General features: G+C 62.5%; 23 protein-coding genes and 1 pseudogene. 18 read left to right on the forward strand and 6 right to left on the reverse strand.

The features are described from left to right. Positions 1–538: 538 nt before the first annotated feature. The 5 genes and pseudogenes from VB716_RS11300 to VB716_RS11320 all read left to right on the forward strand — a co-directional run bounded on the left by VB716_RS11300 (position 539) and on the right by VB716_RS11320 (position 4,032). Entirely contained in the window at positions 539–949 is a 411-nt protein-coding gene (locus tag VB716_RS11300; RefSeq protein ID WP_323270525.1) for a hypothetical protein, read from the forward strand. 31 nt (positions 950–980) lie between these two features. Next, positions 981–1,736 (forward strand): glucose 1-dehydrogenase, encoded by a 756-nt coding sequence (locus tag VB716_RS11305; protein WP_323270526.1) that lies wholly within the window; start codon positions 981–983, stop codon positions 1,734–1,736. Positions 1,737–1,835: 99 nt separating this feature from the next. Next, positions 1,836–2,144, forward strand: a complete 309-nt coding sequence (locus VB716_RS11310) for a hypothetical protein (RefSeq protein WP_323270528.1) — start codon at positions 1,836–1,838, stop codon at positions 2,142–2,144. Positions 2,145–2,290: 146 nt separating this feature from the next. Beyond that, a pseudogene (locus VB716_RS11315) lies at positions 2,291–2,544 on the forward strand (ADP-ribose pyrophosphatase); the annotation flags it as partial. Positions 2,545–2,652: 108 nt separating this feature from the next. Then, positions 2,653–4,032: a nicotinate phosphoribosyltransferase gene (locus tag VB716_RS11320; RefSeq protein WP_323270529.1), complete on the forward strand. Its 1,380-nt coding sequence runs from the start codon at positions 2,653–2,655 to the stop codon at positions 4,030–4,032. A 444-nt stretch (positions 4,033–4,476) separates the two neighbouring features. Here the strand turns inward: VB716_RS11320 and VB716_RS11325 are convergent, their stop codons facing one another. Continuing rightward, positions 4,477–5,238: a DUF4336 domain-containing protein gene (locus VB716_RS11325; RefSeq protein WP_323270530.1), complete on the reverse strand. Its 762-nt coding sequence runs from the start codon at positions 5,236–5,238 to the stop codon at positions 4,477–4,479. A gap of 631 nt (positions 5,239–5,869) precedes the next feature. Then, entirely contained in the window at positions 5,870–7,129 is a 1,260-nt protein-coding gene (locus tag VB716_RS11330; RefSeq protein WP_416238107.1) for an MSMEG_0569 family flavin-dependent oxidoreductase, read from the reverse strand. Positions 7,130–7,354: 225 nt separating this feature from the next. Between VB716_RS11330 and VB716_RS11335 the strand changes: the two genes are divergently transcribed. The 9 genes from VB716_RS11335 to VB716_RS11375 all read left to right on the forward strand — a co-directional run bounded on the left by VB716_RS11335 (position 7,355) and on the right by VB716_RS11375 (position 14,300). After that, positions 7,355–7,837, forward strand: a complete 483-nt coding sequence (locus VB716_RS11335; RefSeq protein WP_197158502.1) for an MSMEG_0572/Sll0783 family nitrogen starvation response protein — start codon at positions 7,355–7,357, stop codon at positions 7,835–7,837. Positions 7,838–7,869: 32 nt separating this feature from the next. Further along, a complete protein-coding gene (locus tag VB716_RS11340; RefSeq protein ID WP_323270541.1) occupies positions 7,870–8,880 on the forward strand; it encodes a Nit6803 family nitrilase in 1,011 nt (336 codons plus the stop codon). Continuing rightward, entirely contained in the window at positions 8,873–9,997 is a 1,125-nt protein-coding gene (locus VB716_RS11345; protein ID WP_323270531.1) for an MSMEG_0568 family radical SAM protein, read from the forward strand. The genes VB716_RS11340 and VB716_RS11345 overlap by 8 nt, the downstream gene beginning before the upstream one ends. 15 nt (positions 9,998–10,012) lie before the next feature. Beyond that, positions 10,013–10,645, forward strand: a complete 633-nt coding sequence (locus VB716_RS11350; RefSeq protein WP_197170905.1) for an MSMEG_0567/Sll0786 family nitrogen starvation N-acetyltransferase — start codon at positions 10,013–10,015, stop codon at positions 10,643–10,645. Then, positions 10,642–11,649, forward strand: a complete 1,008-nt coding sequence (locus VB716_RS11355; protein WP_323270532.1) for a sll0787 family AIR synthase-like protein — start codon at positions 10,642–10,644, stop codon at positions 11,647–11,649. Before VB716_RS11350 ends, VB716_RS11355 begins: the two co-directional genes overlap by 4 nt. A gap of 64 nt (positions 11,650–11,713) precedes the next feature. Next, positions 11,714–11,992 (forward strand): MSMEG_0570 family nitrogen starvation response protein, encoded by a 279-nt coding sequence (locus VB716_RS11360; RefSeq protein WP_197158494.1) that lies wholly within the window; start codon positions 11,714–11,716, stop codon positions 11,990–11,992. A gap of 79 nt (positions 11,993–12,071) precedes the next feature. Continuing rightward, positions 12,072–12,539: a DUF1348 family protein gene (locus tag VB716_RS11365; protein WP_197158493.1), complete on the forward strand. Its 468-nt coding sequence runs from the start codon at positions 12,072–12,074 to the stop codon at positions 12,537–12,539. After that, positions 12,536–13,387: a DUF3050 domain-containing protein gene (locus tag VB716_RS11370; protein ID WP_323270533.1), complete on the forward strand. Its 852-nt coding sequence runs from the start codon at positions 12,536–12,538 to the stop codon at positions 13,385–13,387. Before VB716_RS11365 ends, VB716_RS11370 begins: the two co-directional genes overlap by 4 nt. Next, positions 13,332–14,300, forward strand: coding sequence for a class I SAM-dependent methyltransferase (locus VB716_RS11375; RefSeq protein WP_323270534.1), 969 nt, complete (start codon positions 13,332–13,334; stop codon positions 14,298–14,300). Before VB716_RS11370 ends, VB716_RS11375 begins: the two co-directional genes overlap by 56 nt. A gap of 11 nt (positions 14,301–14,311) precedes the next feature. On the opposite strand, the gene VB716_RS11380 is transcribed toward VB716_RS11375, so the two are convergent. Genes VB716_RS11380 through VB716_RS11390 form a run of 3 tightly spaced genes read right to left on the reverse strand, consistent with a single transcriptional unit; the run spans position 14,312 to position 15,830 of the window. Continuing rightward, a complete protein-coding gene (locus VB716_RS11380; RefSeq protein WP_197158487.1) occupies positions 14,312–15,076 on the reverse strand; it encodes a peptidase in 765 nt (254 codons plus the stop codon). After that, complete coding sequence (locus VB716_RS11385) at positions 15,073–15,324, reverse strand: transglutaminase-like domain-containing protein (protein ID WP_231598063.1); 252 nt, start codon at positions 15,322–15,324, stop codon at positions 15,073–15,075. The genes VB716_RS11380 and VB716_RS11385 overlap by 4 nt, the downstream gene beginning before the upstream one ends. Further along, complete coding sequence (locus tag VB716_RS11390; protein WP_322758204.1) at positions 15,321–15,830, reverse strand: N-formylglutamate amidohydrolase; 510 nt, start codon at positions 15,828–15,830, stop codon at positions 15,321–15,323. The genes VB716_RS11385 and VB716_RS11390 overlap by 4 nt, the downstream gene beginning before the upstream one ends. A 117-nt stretch (positions 15,831–15,947) precedes the next feature. Between VB716_RS11390 and VB716_RS11395 the strand changes: the two genes are divergently transcribed. The 3 genes from VB716_RS11395 to VB716_RS11405 all read left to right on the forward strand — a co-directional run bounded on the left by VB716_RS11395 (position 15,948) and on the right by VB716_RS11405 (position 18,084). After that, the gene (locus VB716_RS11395) at positions 15,948–16,103 is read left to right on the forward strand and encodes a hypothetical protein (RefSeq protein ID WP_322758203.1); all 156 of its coding nucleotides are present in this window, start codon (positions 15,948–15,950) and stop codon (positions 16,101–16,103) included. Between the two features lie 436 nt (positions 16,104–16,539). Beyond that, positions 16,540–17,007: a hypothetical protein gene (locus VB716_RS11400; RefSeq protein ID WP_323270535.1), complete on the forward strand. Its 468-nt coding sequence runs from the start codon at positions 16,540–16,542 to the stop codon at positions 17,005–17,007. Positions 17,008–17,406: 399 nt separating this feature from the next. Beyond that, entirely contained in the window at positions 17,407–18,084 is a 678-nt protein-coding gene (locus tag VB716_RS11405) for an SIMPL domain-containing protein (protein ID WP_322758201.1), read from the forward strand. Between the two features lie 102 nt (positions 18,085–18,186). On the opposite strand, the gene VB716_RS11410 is transcribed toward VB716_RS11405, so the two are convergent. Next, positions 18,187–19,905 (reverse strand): ShlB/FhaC/HecB family hemolysin secretion/activation protein, encoded by a 1,719-nt coding sequence (locus tag VB716_RS11410; RefSeq protein ID WP_323270536.1) that lies wholly within the window; start codon positions 19,903–19,905, stop codon positions 18,187–18,189. Positions 19,906–20,355: 450 nt separating this feature from the next. On the opposite strand from VB716_RS11410, the gene VB716_RS11415 reads away from it, so the two are divergent. Continuing rightward, on the forward strand, positions 20,356–26,865 hold a 6,510-nt coding region (locus VB716_RS11415; RefSeq protein WP_323270537.1), incomplete at its 3' end, for a YDG domain-containing protein.

Consider the following 26,865-nt stretch of genomic DNA (forward strand, 5'->3'; position numbering starts at 1 on the left):
GTGGGGTCAGGTCGGCGGAGAGGGCGAGGTCGGCGGAAAGGTCGGCGGTCCGGCCTGACGGTCCAGAAGGTGGAGCAGCAGCAGCTCCAGGCGCTCCAGGCGCTGCTCCATCCGCTCGAGGTGCAGGATGATTCGCTGTTGGGTGGCCGCCAGGGCCTCGCCATGGCGGAGCGTGTCACGGCTGGGCCCGCCGACGGATCCTTCCGCTTTGCCCTGCGGCCACTGACCGCCTTCGACCGTGCGTTGGACCAGGGCCCAGGAGACCCTGCCGATGGGGGGCCGAGCCTCGCCTCAAGGAGGGCCCGGGCCGGGGCGAGGGTACGGAATGGATCTGTGATCACTCCTTCCAACGAAAGGGCTGAAGCGGATCTTTCAGCCGAAGCATCCAGCCATACAATGAAATCTTGCGCATGACGCCGGTAAGCATTGGAGGAAAGCTTCCGATTCACAGCTTGATTCCTCTTTCCCAGACCTCCGTGCCCTGCACGACCCCACGCATCACCGGGGACTGGTCTGCAACCCCAGCCGCACCTTCGGGGTGCTGCTGTTGAACGATCTTCAGGAGTGGAGTGCGACTGGAGCCAGCCAGGGGCGCCGGCTGGTGGTCACCATGGTGGTCCTGCAGGACGGTCCGGTCTACGGGTGGTCAGGGGAGTTGGACCGTCGCAGCTCACCCACCAAGGTGCTGATACTGATGGAAACCGCCCATCGCGCCACTGTTAAAATCGCAGCCGATGCCGGTATTCATGCACTGCTGCTGCTGCATCACAACAGCGGGCAAGGCGCACAGCTGGAAAACCCGCAAAGCCAAAACGAAGTTGATCAGGATCTGCCAGGACAGGAGACATCACGCACTCCCCACCTGGGCACAGGCAAGCATGACTTCTCGGTTTCACTGCGTGATCCTCAATCCCCTTCCACCCATAGGACGTCTTTAAGCTGCTCATAAAGCAGGCTTCACCACCAGCAGGAATCCCCAGGTGTTCTCTCTCGCATCACGAGTCGCTGTGATCACGGGCGGCAACGGAGGAATCGGGCTTGGGATAGCCACCGGCCTGGCCAAGGCAGGGGCTCATGTGGTGATTGCCGCTCGAGATGCCGCGAAGTCCGAATCAGCGCTTCACACACTCAGCGCCATCGACCTCGAGGCGATGGCGATCCAGACCGATGTCACCGATGAGCACGCAGTCACCGAGCTGGTGAGGCAGATCGAGCGGCGCCATGGGCGCCTGGATATCCTCGTGAACAATGCGGGCATCACCATTCGCGCACCCGCCCAGGATCTCTCTCTTGCCGAGTGGAACGACGTCATCTGCACGAACCTGTCCAGCACGTTCCTGTGTGCTCGCGCTGCCTATCCGCTGATGAAACGCTCAGGCGGCAAGATTATCAACATCGGCTCAATGCTGTCCATCTTTGGTGCTTCGTTTTCGGCTGCCTACGGAGCAAGTAAAGGGGGTATCCTGCAGCTCACCAAGTCGCTGGCGGTGGCCTGGGCTCCGGACAACATTCAGGTCAATGCCGTTCTGCCCGGGTGGATCAACACCGATCTCACGCGTGCAGGGCGTACACAGATCCCGGGCCTGCACGAACAAGTGCTGGCCCGCACCCCCGCAGGGCGCTGGGGCACGCCAGACGACCTCGAGGGGGTGGCCGTGTTCTTGGCCAGTGCCGCTTCGAACTACATCACGGGTGCCGCCATCCCCGTGGACGGAGGATTCTCCTCATCGATCTGATCGCAGCAGAGGACGGGGCAGCAAACCAGCCATCCCCTTCATCCAGCCGAGACGCCATGCCAGAGGGAGTGGCTCGAACGGCAGAACAGCATGATGAGAGTGATTGCCAAGCAGCCACACAGCTGGTTACTCGTTGAGGACGGTACGCGCCTGCCGCTGGACGTGAACTGCTCTCATGGCGCCGTGTCATACGGCTTTGCGATGGAACTCTCTGCAACGGAAACGGAGGGCTCTATTCATCATGGGAAAGGCATCATTGCCGATCTCGCGAGGCGAATCCAGAATTCAGCTCCTGCAGCGCAAGCGAGCAGTTCACCCTATCGCGAAAAACTCCTCGCCAGTTCAGAGCGCAACCAGATGAACGCCGCCATCGCCTCCTGGATCCAGGAACTCGATTGCGAGCCCTGATGCGAGCTCTGAACTTTGCGAAGCAGCGAGAGAGCTCACGTGAACCCTGCACCTGTTTCCTGGGTCCATGTCACCCCATCAGCATGACACCCATACCCATCTCCAGATGCGCAGCCTCCGTCCTTGACCGTCACCCTTCTCCGGGAAAGGTGCCCAGATCCGTGCTGGAGGGCTCGATCGCCGGCAGCCATGTGTTCGATGCACCGGGTCGGTCGGCACGGGGGCGGGGATCACCCATGCCTTTCTGATTCAGCTCAAGGCCGCTCCCCTGCCCGCGGTCCGCGGAGCCGATGACGCCGAGAAGGCGTTCTGGATACCGCTGGCGGACATCTACGCCCACGCAGACAACTTCTTCGAGGACCACGTGCAGATCATCCAGCACTTCATCTCCCGGATCTGAGCAGCTACCGCTTCACTGGAGAGCGTGTTCAACCCTGTTTGGTTGCTTGCTTCTGGCCTGGGTGGACCGGGCCGGGGCGCCTCCTTACTCTCGTGCGGAGAGCACACCATGGAAACCAACCTTCTCTTCGATACCGACAGCTACAAGACCAGCCACTGGCTCCAGTACCCCCCCGATCTCACTGCCATGGGGGCCTACCTGGAGAGCCGCGGCGGCGAGAACCCTGCCACCCTCTTCTTCGGGTTGCAGATGCTACTGCTGCAGTCCTTCACCACCCCGATCACCCAGGCGGATGTGGAGGAAGCGGAGGAGTTCTGGCAGAGCCACGGCCTCCCCTTCAATCGTCCGGGCTGGGAGCGTGTGGTGCAGGTGCACGGGGGCCGGCTGCCTCTGCTGATCCGCGCCGTACCCGAGGGCAGCCGGGTGCCCACTGGCCAGGTGCTGATGACGGTGGAATCCACCGATCCCCAACTGGCCTGGCTGGTCACCTGGGTGGAGACCCAGCTGCTGCGGATCTGGTACCCCACCACAGTCGCCACCCGCAGCTGGGAGCTGCGCACGGTTCTAGCGGCCGCGCTGGAGCGCTCGGCGGATGATCCCGCCGTCGAGCTGGCCTTCCGCCTGCACGACTTCGGCTCGCGCGGGGTCTCCAGCCTCCAGAGCGCCGCGATCGGCGGTCTGGCGCACCTGATCGCCTTCCGCGGCAGTGACACCGGCGCCGCCCTGGTGGCCGGCCGCCGCTACTACGACTGCCCGATGGCCGGCTTCTCGATCCCCGCTGCCGAGCACTCCACGGTCCTGGCCTGGGGGCAGAAGCACGAAGCGCAGGCCTACCGGAACATGCTCGATCACTTCGCCCGCCCGGGAGCCGTCCTGGCGGTGGTGTCCGACTCCTACGACCTCTGGAACGCGGTGGATCACCTCTGGGGAGAGCAGCTGCGGCCGCAGGTGATCGAGGCGGGTGCCACGGTGGTGATCCGCCCAGACTCCGGCGATCCGGTGCGGATCGTGTCGGAACTGCTCCGGCGCCTGGAGGCCCGCTTCGGCAGCCGGATGAACGGCAAGGGCTACCGCGTGCTCCAGCACGTGCGGGTGATCCAGGGGGACGGCATCACCGCCCAGACCCTGCCCCTGGTGCTGGAGGCCGTCCTGGCGGCGGGCTTCAGCGCCGAGAACGTGGCCTACGGCATGGGCGGCGGCCTGCTGCAGCAGCTGAACCGAGACACCCAGCGCTTTGTCTACAAGGCGTCCTGGGTGGAGCGTTCGGGCCAGATCCTGCCGGTGCACAAGCGCCCGATCACCGATCCGGCCAAGACCAGCAAGGCCGGCGTGCTCGATCTCATCCACACCGGTGGCACCTACCGCACGATTGTGCGCCCCTTGCCCGGGATCCATCCCGACTCCTGCCTGCAGACCGTGTACGAGAACGGCGAGCTGCTGAACCGCTGCAGCCTGGATCAGGTGCGTGAGCGGGCCGTCCTCGGCTGAGGGCGGCAGCAGCAGGTCCATCCAGTTAGCCCTCTTGCCCTGGGGGAGAGACCTTCGCCTGCTCAGGGATCGCCGGAACGCGCGTCCCTCCCCTCGGTGCTGGAGTGCAACAACTCCGGTTGCGGTTGTTGCGCAGCAGAGCTGAACCGGGCATCGCGGCCATCTGCAACGAGCTGAGCAGATGCGAACGAAGAACAGGAGATTCCGAATACTCTCGGATCGCGCTTGATCCCAGCACTGAACTGCTGTTCTTGCCCATGGGCCCACGCCCACCCCGGCTGGCAAGATGCGATATCTCTTCACCAAGTCCCACAGCCACAGACACCAATCCTGTCCCTGTCGCCGCCAATCGGAACCAACCAATCTGGCAGACGCATGACATGCAAAAAACCGACGCGGGATTCAACACTCGAATCGCCGGGCCATTCCATCCCCTTGGCAATTTTATTGAAGCCAGCGAAAAGAGCGGCGCAACTGCTCCGCTCCATTTCGATCACACCAACGACCGTGTGCAAAGACGAGCTGTTCTGGATTCCAGTCCAGCAAACGCCTCAAGGAACGCCGGGCATCCTGTTTTCGAGGACAGAAGGCCAATTGCAGATCCAAAGGAGCCTGCCCATCCGGCTCAACACAGCCCCCCACCCGCAGCAGAAAACCGTACTGCCAGCTCACTTTGTTGAGCCTGGAAACCTCGAAATTTTCAATGAGGTCAGTCAGAATCAGAGTAGAACTTTTCCGATGGAAAAACACAACTTCATCCAGATATAGATTGCCAGCAAAAATCATCTGATCCAGATCCTGATCCCACTCAGGTGGAGGAGCATCCCGCAAGTCAGCAGAAAAAGCCACATCCATTTTCTGCTTGATCACCCGCTCACGCACACCTGGGGAGGCCCAGGCAATGGCTCCAGGATAAGTCTTGAGCCAAGCGCCAATATGGACATAGTGGATCTTATTCGGAGATATCAAGTGCCGAACAGGCCCCAAAGAATCCACCTGTTCCTTAAGGGCAGGGCTGAACGCCGTTGGCGAATGGCACCACAGATCGCCATTGCCCAGGCGCACAATGGTCATTCGAGTCGGAAAGGGAACCCTCAGCCCGTACAGCAACATCTGCACGACTGGGCCGTCAACAATCCAAATATCTTCACCAATCTGCTTAAGAGTGTCGACGGGCTCGTACAAAAAGCTGGCAGCGCTTTGCATGGCAGACAACCCTGGTCACAGAGATTCCTGGAACCTTGGTAGCAATTCGCCTCCTGCCCCGCCAGGGATTGTGAAACCGCTTCATCCAAGCCCAACTTGTCTGTTGATGTGGGGGTTTGAACCATGCTTGTCCGACCGTTTCAACATGATCTCCACGGAAGTCGGGCAGGATTCAACGGGGGCGTCCCGCCGAGTGGTGTCAATCCTGAGGACCAGGCCAAGCCTATCTACGATTCAGCCACCGGTGAGCTGGCGCCGCTGCCTGGCAGCGGCACCGCCGGTGAACGCATTCCTGCTCTGGTGCGCCAGGGTCCGCAGAAAGTCGATGGTGAATGGCACCTGATCGCTGCCACACACAACCTGTTCAAATTGTTGCGCTTCAGGCGATCCCGGCAGTAGACGCTGGCAGGAGCGACGGGATGCAGGGCAACGGCCTTGGCAAGAGTGGCCAGGGGCTCGCTGCTCGATTGGCAACAAACTCCTAGGCGAGCAACGGCACCAAGGAGCGCGGAGCTTGCCACCAAATCCAGAGCATCCATGCAAATGGACCTGTGGAGCATGGCGTCCACGCCTTCAGCGCTCCCGGAGCCCCACTGGAGCCCATGCAAGGGTTCCAGGATTGACTGCAGGACTATGACCCCAGCAGAGCCGTGCACTCCTGACGCTCGTGGCGGGCATCCGTGAGCTGCATGCGCAGACGGATGGTCTCCGCGAGATGCTCGGCGTCGTCCGCAACGCCGCTGAAGCGGGCCGAACCCCAGGTCTGCAGCCAGGGAAGGCCGATGAAATACAACCCCGGACTGTGAGTCACTCCGCGATCATGGGCCGGATAGCCAGCGCCATTGAAGACCGGCAGATCGATCCAGCGAAAATCGGCCGCATATCCCGTGCACCAGATCACCGCAGCGAGGGGCTCCTGGTGGAGAGCCACGCTGTCTGCGCCTGCTGCTGGCGGGTGCCAGCAGGGCTGGTAGGGCGCTTCCTCAGGAGCCTCAATCCCTTCCCGTTGAATGTAGGCATCGATGCTGTCACGGATACGGCAATACACCGCATCAGCCTGATCCAGATTCGCAGCCAGATCGCTGGAAAAGTCGATCTGTCCGTCAGCGAAACCGAGCAGTCGACCATGCAGCACCATGCCATTTCGGGCATGACGTCGCAGGTCAATGTCCCGTCCCCCGTCTCGGCCAGTGAGGTAGTGATTGGTCTTGTGGCGCACCAGCCTGGGCTCGGGGTGCTGATCAATGGGCATGGCGTAATAGCCCATGCGATCCAGCCAGTCGACCACGTCCTTGCCGCGATAGCGGCGCGGTGAGCGCGGTGCTGAGCCCACACTCAGATGCACTCGGCGGCCGGCAAGAAACAGATCCTCAGCGATCTGACAGCCAGACTGGCCGCTGCCGACCACCAGCACGGGTCCGGCCGGCAGTTGGTCAGGATTGCGATAATCGCGGGCATCCAGCTGGACGACGGAGCTGGGCAGCCGCTCCGCCTGGGGATGGCGCTTTGGCTTGTGGTAGCCACCGGTGGCGACAATCACGTGCTCCACTTCGATCTCACCGGCATTGGTGGTGAGCGTGTAGGTGCCGTCACGCCAGCAGAGGCGCTGCACACTCACTCCCTCACGCACATCTGCAGCAATGGCTGCGGCAAATCGGCGCACGTAGGCCACGATGTCGTCACGCACCATGAAGCCTTCCGGATCCTTCCCGTCGTAGGGAAAGTCCGGCAGCCGGCACTGCCAGTTCGGGGTGACCAGGCAGAAGGAATCCCAACGCTGCCGTTCCCAGGCGTGGCCGACCTGGTGCTGTTCCAGCACCAGGGGCCGGATACCACGCCGCTGGAGGCAGGCTGCTGCCGACAGGCCGGACTGGCCGCCCCCGACCACCACGACGGGATGCCTGGGCGGCAGAGGAGCCGAGGGCTGCAAGGGTGACCAATCAAGAGGAGATCCCAGTTTCCCTGCTGGCGACCCAGGGGCCGGTAGCCATTGCAACCTCTGGACGGGCTCAGCCGGGTTGCGACCTCCAGGGATTCGGTCGCATCGGCCACATAAAACAAAACGAAACACGTGGCAGGGTTCGCTCTGGATTCCGCCACCAGACAACCTCACCCCATGCCCGAAGTCACCCGTCCCGCCAACCAGCCGGGCGATTTTCTTGTTGATTACGAAGAGAAAGTCTTTCCTGATGTCCAAGCGGAGCCCGGGGAAAAAGCCCTTGTGACCTTTCACACCGTCGCCTTCGAAGGTTCGATCGGTCTGGTCAATCTTCTTCAGGCCAGCCGGTTGATCACCAAGGGCTTCGAAACCTCGATTCTTCTGTATGGCCCGGGAGTCACGCTGGGGGTTCAACGGGGATTCCCCAAGCTGGGTGATGCGGCCTTTGATGGCCATCTCAACTTCAATGCCCGGATCCAGAAGTTCATGGGCCAGGGTGGCAAAGTCTACGCCTGCCGCTTTGCCCTCCAGGCTCTGTACGGCCACGGCGAAGGGGCGCTGATCCCAGGCATCACCCCCATCAACCCCCTTGATGTGCTTGACATTGTCTTGATGCACCGCAAGGAGGGGGCCTTCATCCTCGACACCTGGACCCTCTGAGATCTCTGTTTCGGACCTTTCGGATGTCTCCCATGGTCAGCACGATCACCGTTGCGGCGGCGCAGATTCGTCCGGTTCTGTTCAACCTTGAGGGGTCCGTGGCCCGGGTGCTGGCGGCCATGGAGCAGGCGGCTGCGGCAGGGGTTGAGTTGATCGTCTTTCCCGAGACATTTCTTCCCTATTACCCCTATTTCTCCTTCGTGGAGCCGGCCGTGCTGATGGGTGCTTCCCATCTGCGCCTTTATGAGCAGGCCGTGGTGATTCCCGGACCGGAGATCAGCCAGATCTGCTCAGCCGCCAGCCAGCACAACCTGCATGTGCTGCTGGGGGTGAACGAACGGGATGGCGGCAGCCTCTACAACACCCAACTGCTGATTGATGCCTCTGGCACGATTGTGCTGAAGCGCCGCAAGATCACCCCCACCTACCACGAACGCATGGTCTGGGGGCAGGGGGATGGCGCCGGGTTGCAGGTGGTGCCGACCGCCCTGGGCCGCATCGGTGCCCTGGCCTGCTGGGAGCACTACAACCCCCTGGCGCGCTTCGCCCTGATGACCCAGGGGGAGGAAATTCACTGCGCCCAGTTTCCCGGATCGCTCGTGGGTCCGATCTTCTCCGAGCAGACCGCCGTGACCCTGCGGCATCACGCCCTGGAAGCTGGTTGCTTCGTGGTGTCGTCCACCGCCTGGCTGGATCCGGCCGACCATGCCGTGATCACTCCCGATCCTTCCCTGCATCGTGCCTTCCAGGGGGGCTGCCACACCGCGGTGATCAGCCCGGAAGGCCGCTATCTGGCCGGCCCACTGCCGGAGGGTGAAGGGCTGGCGATCGCCACGCTCGACACCACCCTGATCACCAAACGCAAACGCATGATGGACAGTGTGGGGCACTACAGCCGTCCCGATCTGCTGGGGCTGCGGATCAACGCAGCGCCGGCCACCCAGGTGGACCCGATGCTGATCCCAGGAGCAGCTCAGGACAGCCACGCTCCGTCAGGCGCCACGGTGCAGGTCGCTTCCGCTGAGGCCCAGACCCATGGCTGATGCCTCCAAGCCGGCTCTGGCCAGCCAGAGCCTCGGGCGTTTCGTGACGGAGCTGCAGGTGCAGGGGCTGGTCGACCCCGCCGTGGCCGGCAACCAGGGGCGCCGCGGCGGAGCCGGTCCCTCCGACCATCGCGCCCTGACGATCGCGGGCACCACCGTGATGGTTCCCGTCTACAACGCGGTGTCCCAGGACTCTCCGTTCCGGCTGGAGCAGGCTGCCGATGGAGCGGTTGCCGTGACCGACCGGCCCGGCACAAACCTGGCCGCCGTGGAGCCTCCGCCACAACCACGCTTCTACGGCCTCTCCACCACCGACGGCACCCCCTACAGCGCCATCGCCCTGCTGCATGGCCGCGATGTGCTGGCCACCACCCTGCTCCAGACCTGCATCCGCTTTCGGGATCGCAGTCAGTCGTGCCAGTTCTGTGCCATCGAGCAGTCGCTCGAGGACGGACGCACCCTGGTGCGCAAGACCCCTGAGCAGGTGGCGGAGGTGGCCGAGGCGGCGGTGCGGCTCGATGGTGTGCGCCAGCTGGTGATGACCACCGGCACTCCGAACAGTGACGATCGGGGGGCCCGGCTGATGGCGGAAACGGCGGCGGCGGTGAAGGCGCGGGTGGACCTGCCGATCCAGGGCCAATGCGAGCCCCCGGATGATCCGATCTGGTATCTCCGCATGAAGCAGGCGGGGATTGACAGCCTGGGGATGCACCTGGAAGTGGTGGACGAAGCGGTGCGGCGTCGTGTACTCCCGGGCAAATCGGAGCTCAGCCTGGAGCGCTATGTCGAAGCCTTCGAGCAGGCCGTGGCCGTGTTCGGCCGCGGGCAGGTGAGCACCTATCTATTGGCGGGCCTGGGCGACAGTACCAGCACCCTGATCTCCTGCAGTGAACGGTTGATTGCGATCGGTGTCTATCCCTTCGTGGTGCCTTTCGTACCCATTTCCGGTACTCCTCTGCAGCACCACCCGGCCCCGAGTGCCGACTTCATGGTCGAGATCTATGAGGCCGTGGGCAGGTTGCTGGCCGAGTCCGACATCCGTTCGGACCGCATGGCCGCCGGCTGCGCCAAATGCGGTGCCTGCTCGGCCCTCTCCCTGTTTGAAAACGCATCCTGAGCCATCCCCGGTTCCATGTTGTTCATTGATCCCAGCAGCCACGACATCGGTCGCAGCACTACATCAGCTCCGGCCGCCTTCACCCCATCGGTGCGCTGGGGCATGGCTCTCGATGCCGAGGATTTCCAGCTCTCCCCGACGGCCAGTTCCGAGGAGTTTTCCTTCCATGTGCTCGGATCGGGCTCCAGGCTGCTGCCGAGCTACTGGGATCTGCGCAGCAGGATCTTCTGCGAGGAGCAGCACCTCTTCGAAGACTCGGATCGCGATGAGCTCGATGCCAGCGCCTACCCGATTGTGGCTGTGTCCCATAGCCATGCCCGCGCCGGTGAGGCCGTTGGTGTGGTGCGGATCGTAGAACTCAGCCCGCGGCTGTGGCAGGGCGGCCGGCTCGGGGTCGATGCCGATTTCCGCCGCCACAATCAGATCGGCAAGGGGTTGATCTGGAAGGCTGTCACCACCGCCCATGGCTGGGGTTGTGATCGCTTTCTCGCCACCGTGCAGCGTCAGAACGTTCCCTTCTTCCGGCGGCTGCACTGGCGCTCGCTCGAGCAACTCGACATCCGCGGCATCTCCCATCACCTGATGGAAGCCGATCTCTCCTATTACCGGCCCTCGCTGGAACGGCGACCGATCGCCCAGGCGGCATGACCCCCGCCGACCTGCAGGCACTGACGCTGCGGCTGCGGCAGCACCCGGGCCTGCGGGGGAAGGAGGAGATCCAGGCTCCGGCGAGAACTTTCCCGCCGTTGCCCTTTCCCGAACTGGGGCCAGCAGCGGCCCTGGGCGATGACGCCGCCCTGATCCCCGGCGTGACCGGCCCCCTGCTGCTGGCCTCCGAAGGGATGGACCCCCAGCTGGTCGACGACGACCCCTGGTTCGCCGGATGGAGTGGAGTGCTGGTCAATCTCAGCGATATCGCGGCCATGGGCGGCAACCCGCTCGCTGTGGTGAACAGCCTTTGGGCGACCGGTGAGCAGCATGCCGAGCGACTGCTGGCGGGGATGCGCTTCGCCTCCGACACATTCGCCGTTCCGATGGTGGGCGGTCACACCAATCTGCACAGCCCCTACAACGCGCTCTCGGTGGCTGTGCTCGGAACCACGCCAGGCCCGGTGCTCTCCGCTCGGGCCGCCCGCCCGGGGGATCGCTGCCATCTGCTGGTCAATATCAAGGGGCACTTTCATCGCCATTACCCCTTCTGGGATGCCGCGACTGAGGCGGAACCCGCCCGGCTGCGCCGCCATCTCGCTCTGCTGGTGGAGCTGGCCGGTGCCCGCATCGTGCACGGGGCCAAGGACATCAGCATGGGCGGCCTGGTGGGCACGGCTGTGATGTTCGCCGAGGCGGCACATTGCCGCCTGGAGCTGGATCTTGAGGCGCTTCAGCCGCCAGGCGGTGTGGAGCTCGAAGCCTGGCTCACCTGCTTCCCCAGCTATGGCTATCTCCTGGCAGTGGATCCGTCCCAGTCGGCAGCGCTGCGGCATGCCACCGGGATCGATCCCGATCTCCAGTGCGTGGAGATCGGCAGGTTTCAGAGCGGTGATGCCGAGCTGGTGCTGAGTGCCGCAGGGGCGTGCCAGCGGGTGTGGCACCAGCAGGACCCACTCACCGGTTTTGGCGCCCTGAACGATCTTGGCCAGGAGCATCTGTGACCATGGGCACGGCGATGCTCCTGGGGGGCTGGGAGCATGGCCGGAGCCCTTGCCCGATCGCCTGGTGCCAGAAGTTCACCTCACTCTGCAGTGGCCCGATGGCCTGAGCTCCCAGCTCTATTCACCCTCCACCGTGATCCTGGAGCACCTTCCCCCCGGCGAACAATTGTCCGTCGGCGACTTGCAGACCCGGGGGCTGGAGGGTCTGAAGCAGGCCTCTGAACGGGTGAGGGCGCGCTATGGATTCGCCTGCACGCGCACCGATGAGGAGGCCCTGAAACTGCAACAGACCCTGGCGGACTACAGCGCCGACCAGATGGTGACGATCCAGTCGGGCGACTGAAGGGCCCACGACTCCCTTCACCACCCCCACTTTCACTGAACGACCTCGCTCTGATCTGCTCGCTGAGACTCCCCTCGTTGTGACATCGAAGCCACCCCTGCCCCCGTTTGACCGTGACAGCGCGACCCAGAAGGCCCGCATGGCCGAAAATGCCTGGAATTCCCGCGATCCCGCCAAGATCGCCCTGGCCTACAGCGAAGACAGCGTCTGGCGTAATCGATCGGAGTTCATCCAGGGGCGCCAGGAGATCGAGGCGTTTCTGAAACGCAAATGGGCCCGCGAACTCGACTATCGCCTGATCAAGGAAGTCTGGGCCTGGCACGACAACCGCATAGCCGTGCGTTTTCAGTACGAATTTCACGACGACTCCGGCAACTGGTTTCGAGCCCATGGCAATGAGAACTGGGAGTTCGATGACCAGGGCCTGATGCGTCGTCGTGAGGCCAGCATTAACGACGTTCCCATCCGCGAATCCGATCGCCTGTTCCTCTGGCCCCAGGGCCCACGCCCGGATGATCATCCCGGCCTGACCGACCTGGGACTGTGAACCCGGCGGATTCCGACCTGCAGGATCACCCCCTGGCCGGTGCCATCACGGATCTACCGGCGCTACGGCTGTTCATGGAACACCATGTGTTCGCCGTGTGGGACTTCCTCCTGCTGGCGAAGGCGCTGCAGCGGCAGCTTGCCTTCAGGTCTCGCTTCGCTCCGTTGCCCGGCTCCGGCCCATCGCCCCGTTCAGATGCGGCGGTGGCGGTGATCGATCGGATCGTGGCGGAGGAGGAGTGTGATCAGGCGCCTGCCAATCCCTTAGGTGCCAGCCATCTCAGCCATCTGGAGATCTACCTGCTGGCGATGCGGGAGGTGGGGGCCTGTACGGCAACGATCGAGCAGTTGCTGAGCCGATTGCGGGGGGTTGAGGCCTGGACCTTGAGCCCTGCCGAGCTCGCTGCTGCCCTGGAGGGTCTACCGATCCCCCAGCCTTCACGGCGCTTCATGGCTTTCACCTTTGAGGTGATCGGCTGCGGTGAGGTGCTGCCGATGGCGGCGGCTTTCACCTATGGCCGTGAGCTGCTGGTGCCGTCGTTGTTCCAGGCCCTGTTGGAGCGGGCTCTGATTGCGCCGCAACGGGCTCCCTCACTGCACTGGTATCTGATGCGGCACGTTGCCATGGATGGTGACGACCATGGCCCTACCGCCCTGGCGATGCTGAGTGAGCTCTGCGGCGGCTGCTCCTCCAGGCTTCAAGCCACCCAGGCGATGGCCCGACGTGCCGTGCTGGCCCGCAGGCAGTTCTGGGATGACATCCACCGGGCTCTGGCCCCGGTGCCGCTGCCCCTTGGATCGAGCCTGGCAACAGCACGACCAGCCATCCGTCGCGCCAATGCTGCCTGAGCGGCATGGCATGAAGCCAGAGGAACGGATCCATCAGGATTCCATGGCTTCAGGATTGGATCGTCATGGACGCGATTGTCGGTTCTTGAAATCTGCGTTGACCCATCACGCCTATGCTGGAATCCGGTTGGAGATGAAGATCACTGTGACCGAAGACCAAGCCCCGCTGGATTACGACCAGGATCAGGTTGCCCAGCAGTACCAGGAAGCCAAACAGCAGCTCTGGCGTTCACGAATCGAGGAGCCGTCACTGATGCGGCTGATCGGAGACTTACGGGGAAAGCGGGTGATCGATGCGGCCTGTGGCGAGGGGTATTTCACCCGTAGGTTGCGGCAGGCCGGAGCGGCAGAGGTGGTGGGCTTCGATATCTCCGAACGCATGATCGAACTGGCCCGCTCCCAGGAGGCCCATGACCCGCTTGGGATTGCTTACCGGGTGGAGGATGCACGCACCGTGGTGCCGCAGCAGTCCTTTGATCTCGTGGTTTCGGCCTGGCTGCTGGTCCATGCCCAGACGCGCGAGGAACTTCAGGAGTTTTGCGACGGAATTGCCTCTCGCTTGCGGCCGGGAGGGCGCTTCGTGACGCTCACAACCAACCCCGATGTTTATTTCTTCAGGCCCAGGCTGGATTACCGGAAGTATGGATTCGAGATGACCCTGGCAGAGCATGTGAAAGGCGGAGCCCCGATTCGCTTCACCATGCACCTCGAGAAGGCCGATCTGGAGATTGTGAATTACTACTTGCCGCTAACGGAGTATCGAGAAGCCTTCCGCAGGGCGGGGTTTCGTGATTTTCAGCTGCATCCACTGCACTTGGCGCCTGACCCCGCTGGTCGTGATGACAGGGCGGATTGGGAGGACTTCTTGAAGAACCCGATCATGATTCTCTTTGATTGTGTCAAGGTGGAGTGACCAGGAATCATTCACTCGGGTGCTGCAAAAGCCGAATGATTTTCCTCCTGCCAATTCACATCCTGCAAGTCGCGGAACACCTGGCGCACGCCCACACCCCAGGCGCTGCTCAGTTCCGCGAACTCGGCATCGCCATCGCCGAAGCGGCGGCGGTGGGTGATAGCCAGGCTGTCACGCTCATAGGCGATCAGATCGATCGGCATCCCCACCGAAAGATTGCTGCGCATGGTGGAATCGAACGACACCAGCACACATTTGGCCGCATCCGCCAGCGAGGTGTCGGCGTGAATCACGCGGTCGATGATCGGCTTGCCGTATTTCGCCTCGCCGGTCTGGAGAAACGGCGTATCTGCGCTGGCTTCGATGAAATTTCCCTCGGCATACATCCGAAACAGCCGTGGCGCTTCGCCCTTGATCTGGCCGCCCACCAGAAACGACGCATTGAACCCACTACCTGAGGCTTCCAGGTAGGCGGCATCACGCTGCTGGACCTTGCGCACCACATCCGACACCAACAGCATCACATCAAACATCGTGCGCGCCGTCCAAAGGGTGTCGCCCCCATTGCTGTCGTCGGCCCGCTGGCGCAACAGGCTGATCACCGCCTGGGTGCCGGCCAGACTGCCGGAGCTGAGCAGCACCAGCACCCGATCGCCGCTGCGCTCGAACACGGTCATCTTGCAGAAGGTGGCGAAATTATCCAGACCCGCATTGGTGCGTGAATCCGAGCCGAACACCATGCCGGCCTGCAGGAGAACGGCTACGCAATAGGTCATGTGGCCCACACCTGGAAAGATTCCAGTGTCGAGGAACCGAACGTGGTGGGGAAGGCCCCATCGGCCGCATCTCGGCCGCGGGCGATCAGGATGCGCCCGATTCGCGGAGGATTGCTGCGTGGATCGAAAACAGACCAGCCATCGTCGAGGTAGGCCTCGAACCAGGCTGAGAAGTCCATGGCCGAGTGGGGCGGCCGCACCGCGATGTCGCTCAGGTAACCGGTGCTGTAGCGAGCCGGAATGGTCATCCAGCGGCAGAAGGCAATGGCCAGCAGGCCTGCTGGCCCTTCGTCGTGGCGATCAGGTCTTGGCGGACCTCCAGTTCCACGTGGGGAATCCGCCGTTGCCCTCCATGCACCGGCGTGAAACTGTGCACGGCCACCAGCACGCCGGGCTGACCCTGCCGGGATCGCCCATCAAGCTCGGCGGCGATGCGGCGGTGGCAGGGCTCGAACAGCGCCTCAGGCCCTCGCCGACGCACGTCCGAAGAGAGGGTGCGATTGGAGGGGATCAGGGCATTTTCGCTGCGCACCACGATCGAATCAGGGGCCCAGGGCGGATGGTTCACGTCGATCACCAGCCGTGAGTAGTTGTGGAGGATCAGGACGGCATCCAGCCGAGCCGAGAGGCGCTCCGCCAGAGCCGCCACACCCAGATCCCAGGCCCCATGGATCTCGAGCACCTCATCGCTGAGCTGAAGCTTGGCCAGAGAGCGGGGAATGGAGCGGCCGGCGTGGTCGGCGGTGAGCAGCACGGCGGAGCGCCCCCCGGAGCCGACGATCCGGAAACGGCATGGCAGGCGCGTGCGGGGGCATGCAGCCAGATCTCGAGAATAAGATCTGGCTGTGGGACAGTGACCATCCATCCCCCCATGCTCGTGCCAAACGACAGCAAGTCCATCAAGTCGGTGATCGCTGGCCTGCTGGTCCTGGTCGGCGCGATCGGAGGCCTGGCCCTGCTGGTCTGGTTCACGGTCGTGCTGCTCGACCTCAAACACCTGAACACCTCCGGTTTCACCCTGCCCTGAGGAGAGCCCTCACGCGGGCCGCGCAGGGAAACGGCTGCTGAATCCGAGCAGGTCGAAGCCCGTGACCAGAACACCGATGCCCATCAGGAGACCAATCACCGAGAGCAGAGCGGGCCTGCACGATGCCCTGTGATCGAGGGGAGGGGCGGCGCATGATCAGACACCGTCCTGGCTTGCCGAATTAACGTGCGAAAAAGCAAGAATCCTGCGTTGCTGCGGCATCCCTATCTCAGGTCAAAGCACGGGCTTCGCCTGCAGATTCACCTGGGCCCTTGCAGAGGACGCCGCGTGCGAAGGGTCCTTGACCGAGGGCAAGGCTGAAGGGGCCACGGCACAGCAGAGCAGCCTGCAGGTCGTACGGGATGAAGCTGCGACGGCAGGCAGCCGGGACCCATCGGCGCGATCCTGGTTGGAGCACAACGACACCACCTCTGCGATGGGCCTTCCCTCAGATCAGCCACTGAACCCCTCCTCAGGGGAGCCCCAGCGCCGCAGCGGGCGGTACCGCTACCACGGTGGCAAGCCTGCCGATCCCAACGAGGGTGTGCATCCTGAAATGGTCGACGCCGACGCATCCCAGCAACCGTCTGCCGGCATCCCGGGCAGCCCCGATGAACTGATCGCCATGCAGGCCAGGTCCGAGCGTCTGGAGAAGCCCGAACAGGAGCCGAGTGCCAAGGTCCAGGAGGTGCTGGATCTGATCGAACAGCTCGATACCAGTGCCTCTGAAGATCAGCAGATTGCTCTGACGCTGGTCCGTCAATTGGAGGGGTTCCACGATGAGGTGGTCGAGGAGATGAAGGACGACGCGCAGGCCAAGCACACTCAGATCATTGCCTGGGCAATCGATGCCGACCGGTTGATGCGCAGTCGGATCTTGCTGGAGTCCGTTGACCTGGAGTGAATCGATCCGGAGAAGATCCCGATCCAATCAGCTCCTGCAGCAGCATCCTTGGGAGCACCGGCTGATCCTGCGACACAACGACCTGAGCAAGGATTCTTTGATTGTCTGCGGTCAGACGTCGGTTCCGGGACACCGAATCCAGCCAATTCCATCCCTTCTGCCACCATTCAGATCGCTCGAACGCAGATCGAGTGAGCCAATGTCAGTGGATTCATGACAGGCTTGGCATCAGCCCGCCGCGGCGACCAGGGATCCAGGCCAGTGGCTGATCGGCTGCTGGTCGAGGATGGATGCGTGCATCCATCCTTCTGGCGTGGGATGCAGCTCCTCAGCACATCTTGGTGATCGGTCATGGCATCCGTTTCCCGTTTCTGGTCCACCTGGGGGGCGACCCAGCTGATGCTGTCCCCTGCCCTGGTTCTGCTCACCCTGGCGAAACCTGTCCACGCCCAGGTGCAGGTGCTGTGTGAGGGCACCCTGCTGGAGGCTCAGGGCAGTGCTGAACGCAAACGCGCCACCCAGCGCCTGGGCATCTCCCTTGGGCTTGAGGCGGAGGCGGCCTCGGCCGATGCCGCCCTGGCAGAACTGCAGCGCCGTCTTGCCGCTGTGCGCTCAGCACTTCAGGATCTCGATGTCAACGATCTGCGGGTGAGCTCTCCGTCGACATGGCAGCGCTCAGCGGAATCGAATCGACCGGCCCGGATCACAGCACAACTGCAGGTGAGTGGCGATCTGGCACCAGAGCGTTTGCAGCGCTTGGTCCGTGACGTGGGTGCCTTGCCGGGTGTCCAGCTAGCGCCGGTTCGCCCTCAGGCGGATCCGATCGCCGATGTTGCCGTGCGGCGCGAGCTGTTGAGGCTCGCGTATCAGGATGCCTTGCGGCAGGGCCGCGAGCTCGCTGAAGCGATCGGGCTCAGTCATGTGCGGCCGCTGCAGGTTTCGGTGAATGGCGGATTCAGGCCAGTGCCGATGCTGGCCAGGGCCGCCGATGCGGCCGCGCCCCCACCCTTCGATCCGGCCGAACTACCCAGTCCGATCGACAGGCTGCAGCTGCAGGCCCAGTTCTGCGCGCGCTGAGATTGGCGCCACGGCGATCGATCCGGGCAAGCGCAATCTTGTCGGGGCACGTCGCGGGGCTGTAACACCTTTCTCCCAGGCAGGTGTCCGGACGCCCCCCGCTCAGAATCGGTACTTCACTTGGGCGTACAGGCCCTTGCCCAGGGCCCAGTCGGTCCATTCGCCCAGGTTGTCGTTGGTTTCGAACTGTTCCACCCAGCCCAGTTCCACCAGCCAGCTGTTGCCGGCCAACCAGCGCGCCAGGATCCCGCCGGAGCCCACCGTGTCGGAGAAGGTGACCCCCGCCAGGGTGGTCGTCACACCACCCATGCCGATGAACGGCACCAGCTGGAGGCTTTGGTTGTTCTTCTGCCAGAAGGTCCAGGCCACCTCGGCGGTGCCGAGCCAGCCGTTGTCGCCACTGAGGAACTGGCCGGGCAGGCCGCGGATGCCGGCATCGGAGCCCACGGTGAACTGCATCGAGTTGGTCAGGGGCTTGAAGGCCACCTGGCCGCCGGCCCGCAGGTTCAGTTGCCAGCTGGGGGCAAAGGCCCAGGCCGCTGAGATCAGGCCGCCGAGGGCGGTGGCTTCGCCGGGATAGAGATCCACCTCGGCCAGCTCCTTGCGCTGCTGCTGGGGTGTGGCGGCGGCAATGCCCTGCAGCAGATAGACGTTGCCAGCCCAGCCCAGCGAGCCGCTGAGTCCATTGGCGGCCAGACCGACCCGCAGGTAGCCGTTGCTGGGGGAGCGCACGCTCTCCGGCACCAGGTCCGGCAGGGCCCTGCCGTCAAGGTAGGTAGTGCTGCGGTCGCCGCTGAATCCGGCGAACAGACTCCAGCGCTGGCTGAGGGTGTCCTTGAACACCCACTCGACCTGGCCCAGCCCCTGGAACTGGGTCGTGGAGATGCCGTTCGTGGGGGAGGGAAGCTCGATCAGGTTGCGGCGGCTGTAACCGAAGGCGCCGGTGAAGTTCCATTGATCGGCCAGGGGCACCGTGTAGCTCACCGACGTGATCACAGCCCCGAGTGAGGGCGTGTTGTCTGTGCCGAGCTCGCTGTAGATCAGCAGGGTGTCGCCGCGGGTGGCCAGGTTGGCCTTGGCGATGGTGCCGATGGCGCGTGCCTCACCGGAGCCGTTGGAGCCGTCGTTGCGGAGGGAGAATTCGCCTTGCCAGGGCTGGTCGCTGGGCTGGAAGCTCACCGTGAAGACCGCCTGGGAAGGGTCGCTGCCCAGGCGTGAAAGGTTGCCGCGCACGTTCGCCAAACCCGGCAGGCGCTTCAGCAATTGAAGTTGCTGCTCCACGGTGGGCAAATGCAGCACCGAGCCCTGCAGGGGAGCCAGCAGCCGCGACACCTTGCGGCTGAGGCGGCCGTCGTCGCTGTTGACGCGGAGTTCCACCACTCGCCCTTCGACCACCTCCAGGTAGCCAGGGGCTGGTGTGGCTTTGACATAGACACGGCTGTTGAGATAGCCATCGGCCACCAACCGGGCCGTGAGGACGGCAGCACAGGTCTGGAGCCGTTGGGCCGATGCCTCGCCGGCGCCGCACCCGGCCAGGATTGTTGAGAGATCAGAAGCGTCGTAGACGGTGAGCCCCTCCACCCGGGGCTCTGCACTGCTGCCGAAGTCGCCGGGTACGGCTGGTGGTTCGGTGCCGGGTTGATCCGGGGATTCGGGCGTCTGGGCCGGGGGCTCGCCATCGATCGGTTCCTGAATCTCCACCGGAACCGGTTGCTGCTCTCCCCGGGGGGCCGGACGCTGTTCCCCGGCATCGGGTCCGGGCAGCCGAATCGGACTGTTCTGCAGCGGCGGCGCAACCAGCTGGGCTAACAGGAGGAGCATCTGATGCCCACAGAACGCAATTCCAACCGGGAATTGTCAACGGAAGGATCGAGGGTGGTGAAGGCTGGTGTGCCGCTGTTTCGATCGACTGAAAGACTTCAAAGCTGTGCGTCAGGGACTCTGCCCTTCAGGCGGTCGACGGCAATTGGACAGGCAGAGCCCGGCGGGGCATGGGTCATCCGCGATACCAGGGCTTCTGGCGCGGGCATTCCCGACAGCCATGGTAGCGATTGCTACTCAAGGGCAGACAATCGCAGAGCCTGCTGTTAGAAGAAAATGGATAGTTTCGGACGTGCTCAACGCGAGCGTGCTCTAAAATTGAGCTCATATGTCAAGTTTTTCCATCCTATGCTGAACTCATTGGCGATAGGCCTGACGAGTCGCGGCAACCTTTACGGCCTCAGTGGGGGCTTTGGCGCCTCGCGGCATCAACGACAGCCACCTCCCCCCATGACGGCAAAGCCTCAATTCCGCCTGTGGGCGTTGGGCCTCGGGGCCGGCCTGGGCCTCACGGGGCTGCTCCTGGGCGCTGGTCGTGCGGCGGCGGAGGTGAAGGGAGCGGCAGGAGCGAGGAGCCTGGGCACGGTGGTGAATGGGGTCAGGGACGGCAGCTGTGAAGCCGGCCTGTGCGGCGTGAGTGGCGGAACGGGGGCAGGGCGCAATCTGTTTCATCGCTTCGGTGCGTTCGATACGCGCGGCGGCATCACGGGAGTGCGGATTGAGTCGGGTGGATATAGCAATGTCATGGTAGGGGTGATTAATTCCCTGGGCAGCTTTATTGATAAGCCGGTTTCACTGAGCAGCAAAGGAAATCTGTTCTGGCTGTCTCCTGGCGGGATCACGATCAGTGGCTCCGGCGGATTCCAGAATGTGCAGCATCTCAATCTCAGTACCGCCACGGCTCTGCGGATTGGATCTGGCCTGTTTGATGTGCTGGGAACAACGCCGGCCCAGGCGGCCCTGCTCAGTGGTGAACCGCTGCGGGGCCGCTCTGGCCTGGTGACGGACTCGGCCAGTCTGGCGGCGCTGGGGTTGAGTAGCAATGGCGATCTGAGCCTCGCTGGCGGCACGCTCACGGTGGATCAGAGCCTGCTGATGGATGCCCAGGGCGGCAATGTGATTCTGCAGGCGGCGCGTCTGCTGGTGAGTGGCGGCGAGATCGAGGTGGCCGGCCGTGATGTGAGCATCAGCTCCAGTGAGCTGAACGTGAGCAGCGCCGATGGCGTGGGCGGGCGGATTGCGGTGGAAGGAGAGGTGGTGAGTGTTCGCGATAGCCGCATCGATTCGAGCGGAGCCACCGGTGGCGGAACCGTGGTGCTGGCGGCGGTGGGAGATCTGACGCTGGAGAACACCGACGTGCTCGCCACTGGCGGCGACGGCGACGGCGGTGAAGTGGCGAGCGAGCCAGAGAGCGCTGGCGATGGTGCCGGAAACGATCCGGCCACGGTTGTTGCGGCCGCAGAGGAGGAAGAGGCGTCGGCCAGTGAGGCCGGCAGCGATGGATCCGAGACCGGTGGAACAGAGACCGGTGGATCCGAGACCGGTGGATCCGAGGCCGCGGCGGATGGCGCCAGCGAGACAGGCCTCGAGACATCTGATGCGGATAGCACGGACGCCCCGGCAGCAGGACCAGATGTCGCCAGCGAGGGATCGGCGGCCTCAGCCTCGGAACCGTCATCCGAGGCGATGCCTGAGGCCAGCAGCGGTGCAGCCTGGCCATCCGGTGCTGTGATCGTGGCTGAAGCCGGATCAGGCGACTCCGGACCAGCTGATGCGGGTTCGAGTGATCCAGCACCGTCCGCCCCGGTGGGTGTGGCCGCCACCGCCGCCTCGACACCGCCGCCAGCGGTAGCTGATGGGATCCCGGCTAAGGCGGTGCTGGCCGATGGGGGACGGATTGAGCTGAAGGGGCAGCGGGTCTTGATCAGCGGCGGCATGATCAATGCCTCCGGCAGTGGCTCTGCGGAAGGCAGCACCGATGGCGGTAGCGGCACGGTGGTGGAGAACAGCGGCACGAGCGGCAGCTGGAGCTTTGCGCCGCAGACCGGCACCACAGACCTGAACGCAGCGCTGGCGGAACCGCCACAGGACGCCGTGACTGTGGTGGAAGCTCCGCTGCTGGAGGCTGCGGTGCTCGAGCCCCTGGCCAGTCAGGTCTCCGCTGAGGACATGTCCACGGTGCAAGCTCCCCTCGTGACGGAGGAAGTGATCGCATCCCTGAGCAATGACGTTTCTGCTCTGGATGTGACAGCCGTTACGGCTGCAGCGCCGGCTGCCGCCCTCCTGGCCCCATCGACCCCGTTGGTGTCAACAACAACACCATCGACCACAGCTCAGGTTCCACCGGCCAGTGGCCGGGGGGGGCAGGTCACGATTGCCGGTGCCACGGTGCTTCAAAGTGGCGCCATTCGGGCCAGCGGCAGCAGCGGCGGCAGTGTGGTGCTGACTGCCGCTGAGACGTTGATGAGCTCGGCGGAAGTGCGTGCCACCGGTTCGGCGGGCAACGGTGGTGTGATCCAGCTGGAGGCGGGCGGCAACGTGATCCAGTCAGCTGCGTCCGTCTTGCAGGCCAGCGGCACGGAACTCGGAGGCAGCATCACGGTGTCAGCGGGAAGGAACCTGTTCAGCTCCGGCACCTATGAGGCGATCGGCACGGGCGAGCAGGCCCAGGGCGGCAGCATCGAGATCAGTGGGACCACAATCCAGCTGCAGGGCGCCAGTGCCGATGCCAGCGGTGACGGTGGCGGCGGTTCGATCCAGGTGGGGGGAGGATTCCGGGGAGCGGCGCTGCCGAGCGGAGCCGCGAATGCCCGATCCACCACGGTCACCTTCTCCACAACATTGAACGCAGATGCAACCGGCCAAGGTGATGGCGGAACGGTGATTGTCTGGTCGGATGATACGACGCGTTTCTATGGCTCCGTATCGGCAAAGGGCGGACTACAGGGCGGTGATGGCGGCCTGCTGGAGGTGTCCGGCAAGGAACTGCTGACCTTTGGTGGAACGGCCGATGCGTCAGCGCCAAAGGGTAAGGCAGGCACCCTGCTTCTAGACCCCAAAAATATCATCATTGATGCCTCCGCGACCCCAAGGGAGGGAAGCTATTTGGTCACAGATCTGGTGGATCCGAATCCAGTGGAGTATGGGGGATTTGGACGTGATGTACTGGTGCTGAGCGGTGGAAACATTCTGGCTTTCGACCCTGCCGATGATGCAGTCGCTGCCGATGCAGGAGCGGTCTATCTCTTTAATGGCCAAACCGGGGCCTTGCTGTCGACGCTGCATGGTTCCAATCCTGATGATCAGGTGGGAAATTATGGCGCCGTTGAGCTGAGCAATGGTAACTTTGTGGTGCTTAGTCCTGACTGGGATGCCCCATCAGATTCTGGACTGATCGAAGCAGCAGGAGCCGTGACCTGGGGGCATGGGACAACAGGCGTCAATGGGGCGGTGAGTTCGACCAATTCCTTGGTGGGCTCGAATGAATTTGATTATGTCGGCGAGTATGGCGTGACGCCATTGAGCAATGGTAATTACGTGGTAAATAGTCCTTTCTGGGACGCTCCCTCCCGTTCGGATCTGATCTCAGATGCAGGGGCCGTGACCTGGGGGAATGGCACTGTTGGAACAGCAGGTGTGGTGAGCGCAGAAAATTCACTGGTGGGCTCTTTTTCGGGCGATCAAGTGGGCGGGGGGGGCGTGACAGCATTGAGCAATGGCAACTACGTAGTGAACAGTTATCAGTGGAACTCTATAAATCCACCGTTTGGCCTGCTTGCGGGAGCTGTCACCTGGGGCAATGGAAGTGGCGGCACCGTGGGTGCCGTAAGCGCAACCAATTCACTGATTGGCTCTGATTTTAGTCATCGAGTCGGTCTCGGTGGTGTAACCGCGCTGAGCAACGGCAACTATGTAGTGCTTAGTCCTGAGTGGGATTCCCCGACTGCTTCTAATGTCGGGGCTGTGACATGGGGGAATGGAAGTGTCACGGGAGAGCGTACGGCGGGCGTGGTGAGCTTAGATAATTCACTGGTGGGCTCGAATACGTTTGACTATGTAGGGGCTGGTGGCGTGACAGCGTTGAGCAATGGCAACTATGTGGTGAACAGTTACCTTTGGGATGCCCCATCCGATTCGGGGCTGATCTCAGATGCGGGGGCCGTGACCTGGGGGAATGGGAGCGGTGGCACGGTGGGTGAGGTGAGTGCAGCTAATTCACTCGTGGGCTCCAATCCCAGTGATCAAGTGGGTCGTGGTGTGACGGCATTGAGCTTTGCCCCTTATGTGGTCAGCCCTGGTGGGGTGACGGCATTGAGTAATGGCAACTATGTGGTGAGCAGTCCGGACTGGAACGCTCCCTCCGATTCGGGTCTGATCTCAGATGCAGGGGCCGTGACCTGGGGGAATGGCAGTGGTGGCTCGGTAGGCCAGGTGAATGCCACCAATTCACTTGTGGGCTCTCTTGTTGGGGATCGAGTGGGCCTGGGTGGCGTGACAGCATTGAGCAATGGGAACTATGTGGTGGCTAGTCCCGAATGGGATTCCCTGAATGCTTCGTTGAATTTTGGGGCTGTGACATGGGGCGATGGAGCCACCACGGGCACGCGTACGGTGGGCGAGGTAAGTGCTGCTAATTCACTGGTGGGCTCTGGCACCAGTGATCAAGTTGGCATTGGCGGGGTGACGGCGTTGAGCAATGGCAACTATGTGGTGAACAGTTATCTCTGGTGGGATCGAACCGTCCCTGATGCCCCTGTCGGATATGTTGGGGCTGTGACATGGGGCGATGGAGCCACCACAGGCACGCGTCTGGTCGGTGAGATAAGTGCTGCTAATTCACTGGTGGGCTCTGGCACTAGTGATCAAGTTGGCATTGGCGGGGTGACGGCGTTGAGCAATGGCAACTATGTGGTGAGCAGCTATTTCTGGAATACTCCGTCTACTCCGCGGAACTATTACGAGGGAGCAGTGACCTGGGGGAATGGCAATGGCGGCACGGTGGGCGAAGTCAGCGATACAAATTCATTGGTAGGCTCTGCTACTAATGATTTTATTGGCAGTCGCGGCGTTGTAGAGGTCGGAACCGGCAATTATTTGGTAATAAGTCCAGGCTGGGATGACCCATTCGGCTCTAGCGGGTATATTACAAATGCTGGTGCTGTGACATGGGGAAATAGCAGTGGCAGCACGGTGGGCGCGGTGACTGCCGCCAATTCACTGGTGGGCTCTTTTTCGGGCGATCAAGTGGGCTCGGGGGGCGTGACAGTCTTGAGCAATGGCAACTTTGTGGTGAGCAGCCCTTTCGTGGATGCCTCATCCACCTCTGGGCTGATCCAAAACGCGGGTGCCGTGACCTGGGGGGACGGCAGTGTTGGCTTGTCTGGGCCTGCAACCAGCTTGAACTCGCTCCTCGGTACGCAAACGTACCAGGGCTATGGGACATATTGTGGTGAAGGCTGTGAATCAAAGATTATTGGGCTTGATGGTGATCGATTTGTTGTTGGCTCACCATCCACAGATTCCGCCACTGCGTTCGGTGTTGGCCTGCTGCAAGTGGCGGAAGGGAACATCCTTTCTGGCATGCTCGGCTCTGATCAGATTCTGACCCCAGCGCAGATTGAAGCGATCGCAAACAGCGGAACGGATGTGATCCTGCAAGCAAATAATGACATCACGCTGACTCCAGCATCCGACATCAACATCGACAATCCTGAAGGGATTGGTGGCTCCCTCTCTCTGCAGGCCGGGCGATCCATCGTTCTGAACTCCAGTATTACTACAGACGGCTCAGATGTAAGCTTACTCGCCAACGATCCATTGGCAGATTTTGAATTTCGTGATCCTGGAGAAGCAGAAGTTTGGATGGGCGAAGGCACAAGGATCAACACAGGCACTGGTAATATCGACATCAAACTTTCCCCCTCTAGATATGGAGAAGGTGAATCAGTAGATGCAGATGCGGGCAATGTCACGCTCCAAGCCTTATCCGGCTCAACTGTGCGGATTGACGCTCAAACCGATGCCGGCAACACAATCAGTCTCAACGAACAGATCAGCGCAAGTTTCACCAATGATGATTATAGCGCCTCTGACTCTATTGTCTTGAACATTGGGGAAGGATCGTTGCTGAACAATGGTGGCGATTATGTTCTGAGCGTTGATGCGGAGTTCGGAGCTCGCTGGCTTGTCTATGCAGCCGAGCCCTCCGAAGAGGTGAATGCTCTTCCACGTGGCTTCAAGCAATACGGCAAGGTCGAGGGCGATAGGACACCGATTGCAGCGGCATCAGGAAATGGAGTGATTTATGGAAATTCACCAATTATCGAAATCAGCCTTGAAGGCTCAGTTTCGAAAACGTATGACGGCACACCTGACTCCACGCTGGAAGGAAGCTCTTATGTTGTGACAGGCATTCTAGATGGTGACAACGTCGACTTCTCGCTCCCTGGTTCGGGTCTGTTCGTGGACTTAGAGGGGCAGGGGGTTAAGAATGTAGGTACAGGGATAAATGTACAAGTCTCTGGACTGGCCATCGTCGACGAAGAGATAAACAAGGTTTTTGGGTATCAGCTCGCGAGTGAAACCATCACTGGTGCCATAGGTGAAATCACGCCAAAGGCTCTCACGGTGACGCTGAGTGCGCAGAGCAAGGAGTATGACGGCACCACAACAGCAGAGCTGGCCAGCGAGGATTACCAGCTGACCGGTTTTGTAGACGGGGAGGGAGGAAACCTGCAGTCCCTGCCGACAGAGGGTCAGTTCAATAGCAAGGATGTGTTGGCGGCAACCCGTGTGTCGGCGGAGTTGACAGCAGAGAACTATCAGGCGTCAAGGGGAACAAGTCTTGATAATTACAGCGTCGATACCAGTGCCGAGGGAGACGGAAGCATCACGCCAAAGGCTCTCACGGTGACGCTGAGTGCGCAGAGCAAGGAGTATGACGGCACCACAACAGCAGAG

The sequence above is a fragment of the Synechococcus sp. CCY9201 genome (assembly GCF_034931105.1).
Taxonomy (GTDB): Bacteria; Cyanobacteriota; Cyanobacteriia; order PCC-6307; family Cyanobiaceae; genus CBW1002.

Excerpts from the sequence above, each read along its gene's own strand:
- VB716_RS11320 (WP_323270529.1), top strand. The coding sequence starts at position 2,653 with ATGGAAACCAACCTTCTCTTCGATACCGACAGCTACAAGACCAGCCAC.
- VB716_RS11325 (WP_323270530.1), bottom strand. The coding sequence starts at position 5,238 with ATGCAAAGCGCTGCCAGCTTTTTGTACGAGCCCGTCGACACTCTTAAG.
- VB716_RS11335 (WP_197158502.1), top strand. The coding sequence starts at position 7,355 with ATGCCCGAAGTCACCCGTCCCGCCAACCAGCCGGGCGATTTTCTTGTT.
- VB716_RS11340 (WP_323270541.1), top strand. The coding sequence starts at position 7,870 with ATGGTCAGCACGATCACCGTTGCGGCGGCGCAGATTCGTCCGGTTCTG.
- VB716_RS11345 (WP_323270531.1), top strand. The coding sequence starts at position 8,873 with ATGGCTGATGCCTCCAAGCCGGCTCTGGCCAGCCAGAGCCTCGGGCGT.
- VB716_RS11350 (WP_197170905.1), top strand. The coding sequence starts at position 10,013 with ATGTTGTTCATTGATCCCAGCAGCCACGACATCGGTCGCAGCACTACA.
- VB716_RS11355 (WP_323270532.1), top strand. The coding sequence starts at position 10,642 with ATGACCCCCGCCGACCTGCAGGCACTGACGCTGCGGCTGCGGCAGCAC.
- VB716_RS11380 (WP_197158487.1), bottom strand. The coding sequence starts at position 15,076 with ATGACCTATTGCGTAGCCGTTCTCCTGCAGGCCGGCATGGTGTTCGGC.
- VB716_RS11385 (WP_231598063.1), bottom strand. The coding sequence starts at position 15,324 with ATGACCATTCCGGCTCGCTACAGCACCGGTTACCTGAGCGACATCGCG.
- VB716_RS11395 (WP_322758203.1), top strand. The coding sequence starts at position 15,948 with ATGCTCGTGCCAAACGACAGCAAGTCCATCAAGTCGGTGATCGCTGGC.
- VB716_RS11400 (WP_323270535.1), top strand. The coding sequence starts at position 16,540 with ATGGGCCTTCCCTCAGATCAGCCACTGAACCCCTCCTCAGGGGAGCCC.
- VB716_RS11405 (WP_322758201.1), top strand. The coding sequence starts at position 17,407 with ATGCTGTCCCCTGCCCTGGTTCTGCTCACCCTGGCGAAACCTGTCCAC.
- VB716_RS11410 (WP_323270536.1), bottom strand. The coding sequence starts at position 19,905 with ATGCTCCTCCTGTTAGCCCAGCTGGTTGCGCCGCCGCTGCAGAACAGT.